We start from the raw sequence: 16,175 nt of genomic DNA, 5'->3' as shown, positions 1-16,175 counted from the left end.
GAAGCTGGGCCACACGGTGCGCGTGGGATATCTCAATCTAACCAGTCTGTATGCATCTGACTGATGCTCAGCGGCCAGACTGTACTGCAGTACTTGTTTGGACCGGGTTATGAGCGCCGACTATGACTATGTGAGTAAAAGTGCACGACTAGGCATAACCTCTACTAGATTGTTTCTAGTACTGGCCAGTATTAATATCGGTATATTAAACCTATTACTACTTTCCGCATTAGATAGGAATACGAATACGTCCATTATATTATTTTGCCGAAGTCTTGACTAGTAAATCTGTTTCGAAATACTGGCAGCTCTTTCTACAAAGAGCGAGGCTCGTATGCATCTTTATATTTTCTACAATCACGCTGTTTGACGACTTGTCACATTTAATGCATTTTTACACTACATCGATGCCATCTAGTGGTGGGTTAAGCAGTGTGCATGGTAATAGTGCAAATATTGGGGAGGAAGGTTGCTAAAACATCGCCGCTTTGCTACTAAGACAGTTGCAGCTGTTTTTTTTGCGACATATGGGATGGTTGCGCATGCTACAGTGCCATTTGTCGTCAAAGACATTTTCCTCGAAGGACTACAGCAGATACAGCCGGGCGCTGTGTTTGCCTATTTGCCACTCAAACAAGGTGATATATTCACCGACGCAAAAGGATCGGAATCTATTCGTGCATTATATGCAACTGGTTTTTTTAGTAACGTTAAGGTCTTAGCGCAGCATGACGTCGTGGTAGTCAACCTGAAAGAAAAGCCGATTATCAGTTTAATCAACTTGTCTGGCAACCACGAGTTCAGTAAAGAAAACTTGACTAATGTACTGCGCGCCGTCGGCTTGTCTAATGGAAGCCATTATAACAAAACACTAATTGATAAGAGTAGGCAAGAACTAAAACGGCAATACTTAATACGAGGTTTCTATGCAGCAGAAGTGAAAACAGCAGTCAAATCGATTGACCGAAAACACATATCTCTCCTATTCTTGGTCATTGAGGGACCAAGGGCACAGATTAGCCAGATCCATTTTATCGGAAATACGGCATTCTCCAGTAGCAGATTGCGAAACGAAATGCGGTTGTCTACATCGAACTGGTTCTCATGGTACACAAAATCCAACTTGTATTCGCCAAAACAGTTAGCCGACGATCTTGAGAACATCCGCTCATACTATCTAAACCGCGGCTATCTCGAGTTCAATATAGACTCGACCCGGGTATTAATTTCGCCGGACAAAAAAAATATACATCTGACAATTACCCTGAATGAGGGTGAGCCGTACCAAGTATCAAGTATTCATCTTACCGGAAACTTGCTTGGCAAAAAAAATGAATTTGATAGACTTTTACGCATGAAGCCAGGAGATCGGTTTTCTGAGGAAAAGCTACAGTCGTCGACTAGGGCGATCCTTAGAAATCTTAATGCGTATGGCTACGCGTTCTCTAGTATCAGTATACGACCAGAGATCGATAAAGAGCACCAGACTGTCAGTCTAGTGCTGCGGGTTGACTTAGGTAGGCGCATCTACGTGCGGCATATAAATATCGCGGGTAACAATAAGACGCGTGATGAGGTGATCCGGCGTGAAATGCGGCAGCTTGAAAGTTCCTGGCTTGATAACCAAAAACTTATACTATCAAAAGATCGCATTAGCCGACTAGGCTACTTTGCCGATGTAGATATGACAGTGCTGCCTGTAGATGGTATAGACGATCAGGTCGATATTGATGTTAAGGTAACCGAGAAGCCAACCGGCGCTACTACGCTTGGCGTAGGCTTTTCTTCATCTGACAAGATCGTGCTATCCGCCACTACGTCTCAAGACAATGTGTTTGGCTCCGGGACAAGCTTATCAGTAGATATTAATACCGCTTATATGTATCGTACGTTAGCGGTCACGCAGGTCAATCCGTACTTTACGATCGACGGTATTAAGAGAATTATTGACGTCTACTATCGTACGTACTACCCGCTATATTATTCAACCAATTCTAGTTTCCGGTTCATTGCCACAGGCGGCAACCTAAAGTTCGGAATTCCGTTCTCGGAAGCTGACATTGTATACTTCGGTGTCGGAGTCGAGCAAAATCGTTTAGACATCGATTCATCGATGTCTAAAAACTACATTGATTATGTAAACAAATTAGGCTGCACGTCAAACAATATACCAATTACCATTAGTTGGTCTAGCGATACGCGTGACAACGCGCTAGCGCCTAGCGACGGCTATTACGCACAGGCTAACGCTGAATACGGTACATCTATCGGCACAGTACACTACTATAAGGCTGATTTGCAGGCTCAATATTATTACGCATTCGATCGTGGAGTTGTATTAGGACTGAACCTGAAGGGAGGGTATGGTAACGGCCTCGACGGAAAACCGTACCCGATTTTCAAAAACTATTTTGCCGGAGGTGCTGGATCAGTACGCGGTTATGAGTCGGGTTCTCTGGGGCCGAGAGACCAGGCGACAAACGATCCCATCGGCGGAGCAAAGATGATCGTTGGCAATATTGAGTGTATGTTTCCATTGCCAGGGACTGGCTATAATCGTGCGATACGTCTGTTTACATTTCTTGACATCGGTAATGTATGGGGTACTGAGGATAATAGTACCGACAAAAATAGCTTGCGCTATGGGTATGGCTTAGGATTGGCATGGATCTCGCCTATAGGTCCATTGAAGCTAAGCCTAGGCTTCCCGCTGATTAAACATAACGACGACCAGTACCAGAAACTCCAATTTCAGGTCGGCACTGCATTCTGACACATGTCTATCGGCAGGAGATATGACTTTTCTAATTAAAAGATTTTCTCACTATAACAATAGGAGTTCCTACGATATTAGCTAGTAACAACGCAGTAGCAATCTGCCCCACCAGCAACACATATATCAGCTCTTGATTTTCATTCCATTTTATGGAAGATAGCGTCAGCTCAATCCTTACAGTGTCAGTGGGAACAGGAGCGGTCTAAGCACGAACAAGGTCTACAAAACCGCGGCCTACAAGAAATCGCACTAGAGCTCTAGGCGATATCCTATGATGCATCGACGATATCTTCGCCTAAAAAGCAACCTGACCTTGCGCAATCTGATGTAGACCGTCAATACAGACAGCACGAGTTTCACGAGGACTGCAACCAACGCAAAAAAGGAAGTGGAGCGTATTATATCAGGACTTAGGAGAGAGGTTGTCCAGCCCATGGATAAGCGGCAGTGTTATGATTCTCTATACAGAATGTAGTTTATTCAAGTACGCACGTTAACATCACAGACCAAGTGATAAAAGCGCTTGCCAACCGCCATGCATTAACCCCGGAGTATCGTCACATATGTCGATGACAATAGCTCAGTTGACTCAACGCTATGGCGGCACGATCGTAGGCGATGCAGGCCGCATAATTATGGGAATAGCATCGCTAGACAGCGCTGGTCCCAGCCAGCTTACCTTTGTTGCCAATCCAAAGTATTTATCTCAGGCAAGTTCAACGCGTGCGGCAGCGATTTTGATCAGTCAGCCGAACCTCGATAAGCTGCAAGCTGAACACGGGTTGACTGACGCCGAGCCCAGACCAACCTTTGTTATCATACAGAATCCGTACGCTTATTTTGCGCGCATTGCACAACAATTCGCAGCAGCAACGTTACCAGCCTCAGAAATCGGAATTCATCCCTTTGCAGTAGTAGCGCCTACTGCAAAGATAGCGAGTAGCGCGACGATCGGCCCTTACGTAACGATAGAATCGAACGCGGTAATCGGCGCGCGCGTGCACATCGACGCACATGTTTTTATCGGCCATAGCGCAACAATTGGCGATGATTCTCGCCTGTATCCGAACGTAACCGTGTACCATGGTTGCTACCTAAGCGAGCGCGTAACTGTACATTCGGGTGCAGTAATCGGTGCGGATGGTTTCGGTTTTGCGCCAGACTTTGCCGGCGAAGGAGACGAGCAGACGGGCGAATGGGTGAAAATACCGCAAGTTGGTGCAGTGACGATTGGCCCAGATGTAGAGATTGGAGCGAATACAACAATTGATCGGGGCGTAATGGCCGATACACTCATCGAACAAGGTGTGAAAATTGACAACTTAGTCCAGATCGGACACAACTGCCGGATTGGTGCCTATACGGTGGTTTCCGGTTGCACAGGTATCGCTGGCAGTACAACAATCGGTCGATACTGCATGATTGGCGGTGCAGTTGGTATTGCTGGTCACATCACGCTTGCTGATCGTGTAGTTGTAACAGCAAAGTCTGGGGTATCCAAGTCACTGCTGAAATCGGGTATCTATACTAGCGCATTTCCCGCTATGCCTCGCGGTGACTGGAATAAAAGCGCTGCGATTCTGCGCAATATCGACAAGCTACGCGAGCGGATTAAAACGATCGAAGCCGCGCTTGATGCATGCTATGCGTCACGTGGCGATACCGGCGAGCCGCCATAACATACTGCATGCAATGCGCGCCCAGTCGCGCTGAAACACCATGAGCACAAAAACAATCAACCTAGACATCCACAAAATTCTTACCTTGCTGCCACAGCGATATCCGATTTTGCTTGTTGACCGCGTACTAGAGCTAGAACCGCATAAACGTATTAAGGCACTAAAGAATGTGACAGTCAATGAACCTTATTTCGCCGGTCATTTTCCGACGCGCCCTGTGATGCCAGGCGTACTCATCTTAGAGGCGCTTGCACAGACTGCTGGGTTACTCACATTTGCCGAGGAACCGTACGATCCAGAAAAGACGCTATATTACTTTGTCGGCATCGATAAAGCGCGATTCAAACATGTTGTCGAACCAGGCGATCAGCTGATCCTAAATATTTCGTACGAGCGCTGTATGCGGGGAATCTGGAAATTTAAGGGACATGCAGAGGTCGAAGGGGCGATAGCAGTCGAGGCAGATTTAATGTGCACGGTTAAGCAGACGCATTCCGCTGTCTGAGTCGGGCATTGTCGCAACGCAGAACGAAGCAAGAGCGAAGCTATGACTTGTATCCATCCCACCGCGATTATCGAATCAGGCGCGGACTTGGATGACACTGTACAAATTGGCCCATATGCAGTAATCAGGGCACACGTGCGTATTGGTCCACATACAATAGTTGGTTCACACACAATTATTGAAGGCTATACGACAATCGGTCAGCATAACCAGATCGGCCATCTTACAGCACTCGGCGGTAAGCCGCAGGACATGAAGTATGCTGGAGAGCCTACACGGCTTGAGATAGGTGATCGAAACACCATTCGCGAATTTACGACGATTCACACTGGTACTCTACAAAACAATGGCGTGACCTGTATCGGCGACGAAAACTGGATTATGACATATGTGCACATTGCTCACGATTGCCAGGTTGGTAACCATACTATATTTTCTAGCAATGCACAGATTGCTGGGCATGTTAGTGTTGGTGATTGGGCCATTCTTGGTGGAATGTCTGGTGTGCACCAGTTTGTGCATATTGGCGAACATTCGTTTCTCGGTGGCGCATCGGTGTTAGTGCGGGACTTACCACCGTATGTGATGGCAGCTGGCGAGAAAGCTCATCCGCACGGCGTGAATATCGAGGGACTGCGCCGTCGTGGCTTTACGGTCGATGCTATTTCCGCATTGAGGGCTGCGTACCGGATCCTCTATAAAAATGGTCTATCGTTAGACGAAGCAAAATTGAAATTGCGTGAGTTAGCTAAGCAAGGCACAGACGGTGACGCGCCAGTCTCGGTATTTCTTCGCTTCATTGAATCCGCTAAGCGTGGTATTGTTCGTTGATGTGGCAACGATGACCTTATATTCGAATCCGATCCAGATTGCGATGGTAGCCGGTGAACCATCTGGCGATTTTTTGGCGGCATCTTTGTTGACTGGCCTCGACGCGCTGCTTCCGCCAAACACAAAATATTATGGAATCGGTGGTCCACAAATGGCTGTACACGGGTTTGATGCGCACTGGCCAATAAATAAGTTGTCGGTACGCGGGTATATCGAAGCATTAAGTCATATCCCAGAAATCCTGCATATTCGCCATAAGCTTAAACAGCGGCTATTAGAAAAGTTGCCAAGTGTATTCATCGGGGTCGATGCACCAGATTTCAACCTCTCGCTCGAAACGAGACTTCGGCACTCGGGTATTCCGACTATCCACTTTGTTTGCCCGTCTATCTGGGCGTGGCGAGGCAGGCGCATCAAGCAGATCGTTAAGGCTGTTGATCACATGTTATGTGTATTTCCGTTTGAAACAGCGATTCTAGACAAAGCTGGTATAGCGGCTACATATGTAGGACATCCACTAGCTGATATTATTCCGCTTAATCCAGACTGCCTAAGCGCCCGCCGTGCGAGTGGCCTTCCAGATAGTGGACCGGTTGTCGCCGTGCTGCCAGGAAGCCGTCTTTCTGAAATTGATTTGATTGCTCCAACGTTTTTTGAAACGATGGACTTAATGCATAAACGTGAGTCAACATTGCGCTTTATTGTTCCTGCACCAAACCCAGCGATCCGCAAGCGCCTGCAGCCGCTCTCAGATCGATACCCAAGATTGCCTGTAACGCTGACCGTCGGTAATGCCCAATTAGCAATAACAGCTGCCGACGCTGTGCTAACTAAAAGTGGAACTGTAACATTAGAAACAGCGTTGCTAAAAAAGCCGATGGTAATCTCTTACAAGGCACCATGGTTAACCGGGCAGATCATGCAGTGGCAAAGTTATTTGCCGTACGTGGGTTTGCCAAATATTCTTGCCGGTCGATTTATCGTTCCTGAGCTATTGCAGCAGTTCGCAACATCAGAAGCGCTTGCTGACGCAATGCTGATACAACTTAATAATGAGACGAACCGTTGCATACTAGTAGAACTATTCACTGAGATGCACGAACGATTGCGCCGCAATTCTGCTGCACGTTCAGCAGAAGTAGTCGTCGATATTATCGAATCAGGGGTGTCCCCTAAGAGGACTCGATAATCTGTTTTTATGCAGGTGTTCCGATATAGTGGCACAATTCTTTATTGTAGGATAGAGGAACTAGATCCGTCGATGGTAGTATTATATAGCGATGTGCTTTCTCACATTTATCGAGACTCGAAAATAGAATCGGCATTCTATTCGTGATAGACGTATTGTTACAACTACTATCAGTATGTATTAAGACTAATTGCATAGTACTAGAAGGTGTGTAAGATTCTAGTAATATGGGATCGATCCTGTGCGCAGCATAGCTACAGCTGTGATTAGTAATGTGCTCTACTTTCCTGGTACAGCGTACGCATGATCGACCAAGGTATTACGTGCCGGCATGGGTGCGCAATTTTGAGACGTATCTACGAGCAGGTAAACATTACTGAATTTCTGACACGATTCGCGTTTCCGGTCTTTGTTACCGATCCGAATGGCGCACAGCCGCTGCACAATATCAACCTGAGAGTGGGCCGATTGCTGCGTGGGCGTACGGTTCGGCCGTGCGCTACACGCTGTCTTGCTTAATCAAAGCTTGATCCGAACGGCACTACACTGACTGCTCGATATCGCGCGCGAGAGAACAAACTCAGCATAAGATGAGAGTATTCGGTGCAGCCAATAAAGCAAACACTACTAGTGTGTAGTGTTTTTCAGAATCCGTGCCTTTTCGCGTTGCCAATCACGCTTCTTTTCAGCTTCGCGTTTGTCGTGTAATTTCTTGCCACTGGCTAGACCGATTTCGCACTTCACTCGTCCATTCTTGTAGTGGAGTTTTAACGGCACTATTGTATAGCCGCGCCGCTCGACTTTCCCGATTAACTTTCGGATTTCATGAGCGTTGAGGAGCAACTTGCGCGTACGGATAGGATCTACGTGCACGTGTGTTGAGGTAGTCTGTAATGGGCTGATATGCGCGCCAATCAGAAACAGTTCGCCATTACGTGCAACAATGTATCCTTCTTTGATCTGACCTCGCCTAGCACGCAGTGCTTTAGCCTCCCAACCCTCAAGCACGAGCCCCGCTTCGTAGCGTTCCTCGATCAGGTAATCGAAGAATGCTTTTTTATTATCAATAATGCTCATGAATAGGTTTGATTAACTAAGATAGAATTATTCTTTTATTAAAGCAACCCGGCATAAAAGGCTGCGTTATAGCTAGGAGCATCACATTTCTGGGCTTTCTGCAACCGCACAAAGCACTACCGCCCCCTCGATGTTTTTTATAGAAGAAGTCCAAAAAACCGTTTTTATTTGTTATTTCATGGAGTATATGTTCAATCTTATAACTGATGTTGCTGACTACCCAAACTTTCTTCTCTGATGCAATGATGTTGAGATCTAGTACCAAGACGAAACGATTATGAAAGCACGGATCGACATCTGCTTCAAGGGTGTTCATCAGAATTTCGCTACGCATAATAAGCAACAACGTCCGAAACGGATTGATATGGAGTTTGTGCGGCAGGGCCCTTCAAGATATTCACGGGCTATTGGAGCTTTAGCCCACTGGGGGATAATATGTGTAAGATTTAGTTTGTCTTGTGGTATGAGTTTTCCAGCCTTATCTTAGAGAGGCTAATCAGCCTAGTGTTTAAGCATATTGCGAACACATTTGTTGAATCGCTTATTAAGCAGGCAAGAGAGCGCTATGGCTACTATTGATTTAGCGGCATTGATTGCTAATAGCCCTATGCTCGAAGTGCAAGTTTGTTATGCGCTGCTTAATACCCAGACGCTTGTCAGTTTGAAACTGCCCATCGGAACAACACTGCACGATGCTATCGAAGCTAGCAAGATCATGAAAATACATCCGAAGATCAACCTAATCCACCAACGCATCGGCGTATTCGGATGTATTCGCGCGCTGGACTCAGCGCTTGAGCACGGTGACCGTGTTGAGATTTATCGATCGTTGATCGTCGATCCAAAGCTCGCAAGGCAACGCCGCATCGATAAAGATTTCTATAAAAGAATGAAAAGAGTGCGGAAAAACACATATTGAACAGTGGTTAATATTTAAGATTAAGTGTTTTCTGCCAAACTATGCTGCACGGGCAGAAGCACAGCTCATCACACGTTATCAGCATGACGGTAATAATTCTGATTCCGTCGTCAAATACTTTCACTACCGCTATCATGACATGATGTGTTCGATGTCGTCGAAAATCACTATAACAGCGTAACCGCGTCATAATAGAAATATCCAGAGAGTATGACAGCTTATCGGCGGCACACTAACCTGTCAGCGGCGATGGTGTAACGTTAACAAGAATTAAAACGATGTAGCGCTGCAAAAGCGAGTTAGATAAACATCTGTGCACAACGCGCGCATAAGCCTCAATCAGCATCGAATAGCAATATACGAATATACACATCGCCTCCGACGTTGCATGCCAATTCTAAGCCCCAATTCTAAGCCCCCCGTCAGTGTTGATTGCAGTCAGTGTTGATTGCAACGTGGGCAACACCTAGTAGCGCCGCATAAGGCCGACGGCGTAGCACACAGTTCTTTGTCCTCCATCCTGAAATCAGCGCAATACCTGTGTTGCCGATATCCTAGAGGATTGCAATGCATATGCAACTAACTGCTTGGACAGTGAAAATTACAATAACTATTAGTATAATTCGGTTTTGCGCCTCGGGATTTTCTATGCGTCTTATCCAAAAAGCACTGACATTTGATGATGTGCTTCTCGTACCAGCATACTCTAGCGTATTGCCGCGCGACACTAATCTTAAAACTAAACTGACTCGCAATGTATTACTGAATGTTCCGCTAATGTCAGCTGCAATGGACACAGTAACAGAAGGGCGGCTTGCGATTGCGATGGCGCAGCAAGGTGGAATCGGCATCATACATAAAAACCTGACACCAGTCGAACAAGCACGTGAAGTCGCGAAGGTCAAACGTTTTGAGTCCGGCGTTTTACGAGATCCAATTACCATAACACCTGATATGAAGGTGCAACAAGTAGTTGCTCTGTCTCGCCAGCATGGCATTTCAGGCTTTCCGGTTATCGACCATGCGAAACTAATTGGTATCGTGACGAACCGTGATCTACGCTTCGAGGAGCGTTTAGATGAACCCGTGCAAGCAATCATGACACCGCTGGAACGGCTAATCACTGTCACAGAAGGGACGTCGCTGATGAAGGCGAAATCGCTTATGCACCATCATCGACTAGAACGTGTTTTAGTGGTTAATAAAGCGTTTGAGCTACGTGGATTAATGACCGTCAAAGACATCACGAAGGCAACCGAGCATCCAGATGCATGCAAGGATGAGCATGGCAAGTTGCGGGTTGGTGCTGCTATTAGCGTTGGTCCAGAGAGCTTAGTGCGTGTAGAGGCACTAGCAGCAGCAGGTGTTGACGTAATTGTTGTTGATACTGCGCACGGGCACAGTCAGGGCGTGCTAGAACGAGTGCGCTGGGTCAAGCAGAATTTTCCATCTATCGATGTCATTGGCGGCAACATTGCGACTGCTGAAGCAGCAAAGGCATTAGTCGGGCACGGTGCCGACGGCGTAAAAGTTGGCATTGGGCCAGGCTCTATCTGTACTACGCGAATTATTGCTGGTGTTGGTGTTCCGCAGATTACTGCGATCGCGAACGTATCTGACGCGCTACGGGGCAGCAACGTGCCTGTAATTTCTGATGGTGGTGTACGCTACTCTGGAGATGTAGCTAAAGCGTTAGCCGCAGGCGCCGACACTGTGATGATGGGCAGCATGTTGGCTGGTACCGAAGAATCGCCTAGCGATATATTTCTATTCCAAGGGCGACAGTACAAATCGTATCGCGGCATGGGGTCGGTTGGCGCTATGAAAGATGGTGCGGCAGATCGATACTTTCAGGAAGATAATTCAGCTAACGTTGATAAACTGGTTCCGGAAGGAATTGAGGGTCGTGTTGCATATAAAGGTGGCGTCAACGCGATTCTCTGCCAACTGATTGGCGGTGTTCGCGCGAGTATGGGCTACTGTGGTTGCCGTACGATCAAGGAGTTGCACGAAAAATCCGTGTTCGTCGAGATTACATCGGCTGGCAGCCGCGAATCGCACGTGCATGATGTTCAGATCACGAAAGAAGCGCCAAATTACCATGTAGAGTAAAGTAGACTTGTGATACCCTTATATATGCGGGCACTGCACTCAATACGTTAGTGACACAAGCATGCGGCCTTAGATAATTACAATCTCCGAGCGCTCCATCGTATAAAGCGCCGTAATTAGTGTAGGTATTACCTATGAGGCAGTAAGATGGTTGTTCAACCCCGACTATTAGTACGAACTAAATAACAGGGAAGAGATTGATTAATAAACCTGCACTACCACGACAACAAGCACCGGCTAGATTGGTTTATTCCTTATCAACAGTGATATAGAACAAATCTTATAGGGATGAGAATTAAGTCGATGCGATCTTTTGACCTGCCGTTACTCGGCGGGTTTTATTGGCAGTTTAATCATTAGTCACTCGCATCTAGCAAAGGCGAATTACCCCCTCTATCTGCTGGTACATTAGAGTCAGGTGCTAGCCAGTGCCACAAAAGCATATGCACCTGACTTAAGCCAATACGCTTAACAGCCGAAAACAGCTGTATTGTCATCTTACTTGGTAGACCAGCAACCTGGTAGGCAATAGCGGCTTTTTCCGCAACACGCAGTGCGTTGACGCGCCCTAGTTGCGATAACTTGTCGCACTTAGTTAGCAGGACATGGATCGGCCGTTCAGTTACACCAAACCACTCTATCATACATCGATCTAATTCCGTGAACGGCCTCCGCGCATCCATCACAAGGATCATGCTACGGATTTGTGCTCGCGTCGTTAGGTATTTGCTCAATAATGTTTCCCAATGTTCTTTCACGGCACTGGGTACTTTAGCGTATCCATATCCAGGTAAATCTACCAAATATGCAACAGGTGTGCTCAGTGGTCCAACTGAAAAGTAATTAATATGCTGTGTACGTCCCGGTGTTTTGCTCGCGAACGCCAGTCGCTTTTGGTTGCACAATACGTTGATCGCCAAAGACTTGCCAGCGTTAGATCGGCCGGCGAACACTACTTCTGGCTGCATTGTTTTTGGAAGATCGCGCAGATAGTTTACGGTTGTCAAAAAACGAGACTGATGTAGAAAAAGCATGATATCAGCAAATAAGGCAGCGTACTATGAAGATACTCGCTGAGTAACCACGGGTTGGCTAACCACAGGTTGGCATCATCATGAATAGCGCCTGATAATAAATCACTGGATGCAGTGCGGCGTCGTCAGTCTCAACAACCTTGAGAAAAGTACTCTGGAGGTGGTTGGTTAGACCGCGTGATTGCTTCTAAGTTTATTCATATAAGTTGCGTACAACAACAATACTCTGATAAATTAACATCCTGAAGAGGTTTCTTAAAACTAGTCTACCTCCTTTAAGGAGCTTCTTAAAGTAATTCATCATAAACGAAGCGCGGTGTAACTGGAAATATCAGAAGCGGACCGAATGGAGACCCGATGTGAATCGATCCAGTGTCAAGTGCGCTAAGCTGGAGCTGGACGAGGCAATCTACACCCCCTTTAGGGGCTGAAGAGGAATTGACGACCATTCCGCACGGTTGCCCAGAATGCTCCGAATGAAATACCTCGACGCCAGCATGTGCCTGTGTGGCGTGTGCTAATACCATACGGCGCTTAATTGTGCCGCGATACTGACAACGGGCGATTATCTCCTGACCCGGATAGCAGCCCTTGCGAAAACTTATGCCACCGATAAGTTCAAAATTAATCATCTGCGGCACAAACTGCTCGCTTGTCGCAGCATTAACGCGAGGTTCACCCGCATGGATGTCAAGCCAGTCCCATAGAGCAGGCTCGACTTTTCGCATATGATGTGTGGCATCTAGCGTTGCAATTTTTGCTTCGATCGTAGCTTTCGGCCCGACCCATAGAAAGCGTGGTAGGTTGTTTACATCCGACATACGTATTAATTCTCCGCAAGATGCATCAATCTTCGCACGCGCTTTCTCTGGTAACATCTCGAAGCACTGTAATAGCGCTACATAGACATTGCCAGCAAAGCCGACTACAGTCAGATGATCAGTAGTATTGATGAGATTGATCTTAGCGCGCAGTGCGAACATAGATAATCGCTTTGTAAGAGGGGCGACTAGATCTCTAGAAACCAGAATGCGCATAGCATTGCCGGCACGCCAAACTAGCAATGTGGCCAGCAGCCGCCCCTTTGGTGAACAAAAGCCGGCTAGCTGTGCGCTACCCACTCCAAGGCTCTGAATATCATTGGTCAATTGAGCGTGTAGAAAGCTCGTCGCATCGTCACCATGCACATCTATCACTCCGAATTGGTTGAGCACCATATAAGTGCCCCGTGCAGCGTGAAGAACTGTAAATGCGTCGGTGCTATACCCAGCGTAGGCATCACCTTGTCCAGTGTCTTTCGATAAAATATTCATGTTCGAGCTGAGTAGTCAATTCTGACTTTATCTTGGGCTGAGCAGGTATTATATTTAGTCTTCCTCAGTGCTTTTTCATATGGTCGTTTCAGGAAAATTCTATTTTCCACGGTAGCGATTTTAGTTATCACTGTTATGGCTACCTGTGTCACTGTTTAGTATTGAGTCTCGCACGTTTATTTAGAGTAAAGTAGTACTACTCTGTATTACGCTTAAGCTAAGCATTATTCTACGCAGTGCTTGATAATATTATGATCTGCATACCCATGCTTTAGCATTACTGCACTGCGTAGTGTGTTTATTCTTCACATTACAATCTAACAACTATCTATTCTCGGCCAACGTTACACTACATTGTATATTGCACATTTCGGGGGGAGTAGAGTTTTCACAGAATTCACGACGCAATTAACGCGCATCCGACTTTGCAAGGCATCCTTAGTCATGCCTAAGAAGGGCCCCGTCCTTCTTGTATATACTAACTTATTTATAGGAGTGCACACTCAGAGCATTTTTCGTCGCATGTACCTATTTATCCAACCGATCATTAACCGGTCCCTATTTAGCGATGCTATTGCAAATCGATCCGCTCATGGTTTGTAGAATTGGTGCGCTTACCTTAGCTGCTTGCGCGACTAAGACTTTCAGTTGATACGCTATACAATATCACTATGCGCGCTGTACTTCGCCGAACACCGGCGATAGCAGTAGTTATTCTTTAGCTGGTTCGGCGATTACAATAAAGCTATCGCTAAATATATCGGGGTCATCGGCATGATAGATATCACGACCAACCGCTGTGAAAAATCGCGCCCGCGTGGAAAGTTTATCACATTTGAAGGAATCGATGGCGCTGGCAAAACAACTCACCTAGCATGGTTTCGCGACCGCTTATCTGAGCGTGCTGCCCGCTTCGGTGCATATCTTATTACTACGCGCGAGCCAGGTGGCACTTCGCTCGGCGAGGCACTTCGGGAAATTCTGCTGTGCCAGTCAATGCATCTCGAAACAGAGGCATTGCTAATGTTCGCAGCACGGCGCGAGAATATCGCTTTAATAATCGAGCCCACGCTTACCCGCGGTGACTGGATGCTATCCGATCGTTTCACAGATGCTACATTTGCCTATCAGGGCGGCGGGCGTGGCCTGTCGATCGACAAGTTGCAGATACTCAAACAATGGGTGCAGGCTGATCTACAACCAGATTGTACTATTCTATTTGATGTGCCGACTGATACTGCCAGAGAAAGGCGTAGTCGAGTTCGTACATCTGATAAGTTTGAGGGTGAATCGGATAAGTTTTTCGCTCGCGCTCGTGCTGAGTATCTACGCTGTGCAGAACAGGCACCATCGCGGTTTGAAATCGTCGATGCGACAGGTTCAGTCACTGAGGTGCGCGAACAACTTGAAACTATTATTACTACTATTTGATCGATAACAATGTTGTATCCCTGGCAATATAGCGACTGGACGCATATTCAGGAACTACGAGAGCACGGGCTTCACGCATTGTTGCTGCATGGGCAGGCCGGCATCGGCAAGGTTAATTTTGCTTGCGAGCTTGCACAGAGCCTGTTATGTGAGCGACCTTATAATGATTTTCATGCGTGTGGGCAGTGCGCTGCATGCACCTGGTTCCTGAAACGTAATCACCCAGATTTCAGGCTTCTCTGCCCCGAAGCTATGCCACTGCACGTAAATAGTGATAATGAAAAAAATATTTGTAGTAAATATGTGGATGATGACGATAGCACGGGCTTGATTAGAAAAAAATCTAAAGTGCAAAGCAAGGAGATTAGAATTGATCAGGTTAGGGCGCTACTCGATTTCTGTAACATTAGCTCGCACCGCGGTGGTCGGCGCGTAGTAGTGCTTTTCCCGGCTGAGACACTCAACGTGACAGCAGCTAATGCACTACTTAAGACACTAGAGGAGCCACCCCCTGGGGTGTTGTTCCTACTTGTAAGTGCGAATATAGAGCATTTGCTGCCGACTATCGTGAGTCGCTGTAGACAATGGCCGTTGACGATGCCCGACGAGTCAAGTGCTGTAGAATGGCTTCGTAGTCAGTCTGTTAATGATCCAGCTGAGACTCTTGCGGAAGCTGGTGGAGCGCCGTTAGCTGCGCTTGCTATAGCCCATGATGGGTATACATTACTTAAGCGTTTTGCGCTGAAACAACTTACGGCTGGCCCTGCCTGTGACCCATTTGCCTGTGGCGAAGCTTTGTATAAAGCGCCAGTACCGGCGGTTCTTGGATGGTTTCAACGATGGCTCTATGATGTACTAACCATACAAATGAGTAGCAAACCACGCTACTTTCCAGCGCACTGCAACGCGCTGCAATATATTGCACAAAGTACTACGCCTTTTCTAGTTGCTCAGTTTCTGAAGAGAATCACACAACAGCGGGCTGTAGAACAACATGCATTAAATGGTCGATTGATTGTTGAGGAACTGTTTATTTGTTATCGGAGAATATTCGGGAAGAACTGATGACGAAAGTACTTTATTATATGGCTACGCGAGCCGATTTTTGCTAGTCCGAGTGATTTATAACTGAACTGTTGTTTCCAATACACACAATATGAATTATCTACCCGACATACGTTATAAATCGCGACGGAAAAGTAAATGCGTTATTAGACTTTTCTAACGTTTATAGCCCTCTAACTTAGCATAGCCTTATTAGGGTTATCCTCTACTTGCACCAGTCTGTAGATTAGCAAAGTTGGTAAGA

The 16,175-nt window shown here is 46.6% G+C and carries 13 protein-coding genes and 1 pseudogene; 11 read left to right on the top strand and 3 right to left on the bottom strand.

Features of this window, described 5'->3' with window-relative positions; translation table 11 throughout:
* The first annotated feature begins 469 nt into the window (after positions 1 to 469).
* The 6 genes from bamA (at position 470) to GJV44_RS00505 (ending at position 7,499) form a co-directional block, all read left to right on the top strand.
* Entirely contained in the window at positions 470 to 2,773 is a 2,304-nt protein-coding gene (bamA, locus tag GJV44_RS00530; protein ID WP_226806574.1) for an outer membrane protein assembly factor BamA, read from the top strand.
* A 566-nt stretch (positions 2,774 to 3,339) separates the two neighbouring features.
* Positions 3,340 to 4,455 (top strand): UDP-3-O-(3-hydroxymyristoyl)glucosamine N-acyltransferase, encoded by a 1,116-nt coding sequence (gene lpxD / locus GJV44_RS00525; RefSeq protein ID WP_226806573.1) that lies wholly within the window; start codon positions 3,340 to 3,342, stop codon positions 4,453 to 4,455.
* 40 nt (positions 4,456 to 4,495) lie between these two features.
* Positions 4,496 to 4,960, top strand: coding sequence for a 3-hydroxyacyl-ACP dehydratase FabZ (gene fabZ / locus GJV44_RS00520; protein ID WP_226806572.1), 465 nt, complete (start codon positions 4,496 to 4,498; stop codon positions 4,958 to 4,960).
* A gap of 42 nt (positions 4,961 to 5,002) precedes the next feature.
* Complete coding sequence (gene lpxA, locus GJV44_RS00515; protein ID WP_226806571.1) at positions 5,003 to 5,791, top strand: acyl-ACP--UDP-N-acetylglucosamine O-acyltransferase; 789 nt, start codon at positions 5,003 to 5,005, stop codon at positions 5,789 to 5,791.
* A 10-nt stretch (positions 5,792 to 5,801) separates the two neighbouring features.
* Positions 5,802 to 6,980: a lipid-A-disaccharide synthase gene (gene lpxB, locus GJV44_RS00510; RefSeq protein WP_226806840.1), complete on the top strand. Its 1,179-nt coding sequence runs from the start codon at positions 5,802 to 5,804 to the stop codon at positions 6,978 to 6,980.
* 303 nt (positions 6,981 to 7,283) lie between these two features.
* Positions 7,284 to 7,499: a hypothetical protein gene (locus GJV44_RS00505; RefSeq protein WP_226806570.1), complete on the top strand. Its 216-nt coding sequence runs from the start codon at positions 7,284 to 7,286 to the stop codon at positions 7,497 to 7,499.
* A 108-nt stretch (positions 7,500 to 7,607) separates the two neighbouring features.
* Here GJV44_RS00505 and smpB read toward each other — a convergent pair whose 3' ends face one another.
* Positions 7,608 to 8,057, bottom strand: a complete 450-nt coding sequence (smpB, locus tag GJV44_RS00500) for an SsrA-binding protein SmpB (protein WP_226806569.1) — start codon at positions 8,055 to 8,057, stop codon at positions 7,608 to 7,610.
* 139 nt (positions 8,058 to 8,196) lie between these two features.
* Here smpB and GJV44_RS00495 point away from each other — a divergent pair.
* The 3 genes and pseudogenes from GJV44_RS00495 to guaB all read left to right on the top strand — a co-directional run bounded on the left by GJV44_RS00495 (position 8,197) and on the right by guaB (position 11,088).
* Positions 8,197 to 8,636, top strand: a pseudogene (locus GJV44_RS00495) (type II toxin-antitoxin system RatA family toxin).
* A 28-nt stretch (positions 8,637 to 8,664) separates the two neighbouring features.
* On the top strand, positions 8,665 to 8,976 hold the full coding sequence (locus GJV44_RS00490) for an RnfH family protein (protein WP_226806839.1): 312 nt from the start codon (positions 8,665 to 8,667) through the stop codon (positions 8,974 to 8,976).
* Between the two features lie 648 nt (positions 8,977 to 9,624).
* Positions 9,625 to 11,088 carry an IMP dehydrogenase gene (gene guaB, locus GJV44_RS00485; RefSeq protein ID WP_226806568.1) on the top strand — a complete coding sequence of 488 codons (1,464 nt, stop codon included), beginning with the start codon at positions 9,625 to 9,627 and terminating at the stop codon, positions 11,086 to 11,088.
* Between the two features lie 356 nt (positions 11,089 to 11,444).
* On the opposite strand, the gene yihA is transcribed toward guaB, so the two are convergent.
* Both yihA and ygfZ read right to left on the bottom strand, forming a co-directional pair.
* The gene (gene yihA / locus GJV44_RS00480) at positions 11,445 to 12,125 is read right to left on the bottom strand and encodes a ribosome biogenesis GTP-binding protein YihA/YsxC (RefSeq protein ID WP_226806838.1); all 681 of its coding nucleotides are present in this window, start codon (positions 12,123 to 12,125) and stop codon (positions 11,445 to 11,447) included.
* 284 nt (positions 12,126 to 12,409) lie between these two features.
* Positions 12,410 to 13,435, bottom strand: coding sequence for a CAF17-like 4Fe-4S cluster assembly/insertion protein YgfZ (gene ygfZ / locus GJV44_RS00475; RefSeq protein ID WP_478210271.1), 1,026 nt, complete (start codon positions 13,433 to 13,435; stop codon positions 12,410 to 12,412).
* A 774-nt stretch (positions 13,436 to 14,209) separates the two neighbouring features.
* Between ygfZ and tmk the strand changes: the two genes are divergently transcribed.
* Entirely contained in the window at positions 14,210 to 14,866 is a 657-nt protein-coding gene (tmk, locus tag GJV44_RS00470; RefSeq protein ID WP_226806567.1) for a dTMP kinase, read from the top strand.
* Positions 14,867 to 14,875: 9 nt separating this feature from the next.
* Positions 14,876 to 15,931 (top strand): DNA polymerase III subunit delta', encoded by a 1,056-nt coding sequence (gene holB / locus GJV44_RS00465; RefSeq protein ID WP_226806566.1) that lies wholly within the window; start codon positions 14,876 to 14,878, stop codon positions 15,929 to 15,931.
* The last annotated feature ends 244 nt before the right edge of the window (positions 15,932 to 16,175 follow it).

This window comes from Candidatus Vallotiella adelgis (genome assembly GCF_020541305.1).
GTDB lineage: Bacteria > Pseudomonadota > Gammaproteobacteria > Burkholderiales > Burkholderiaceae > Mycetohabitans > Mycetohabitans adelgis.
This window is presented reverse-complemented; position numbering and strand designations above follow the sequence as displayed.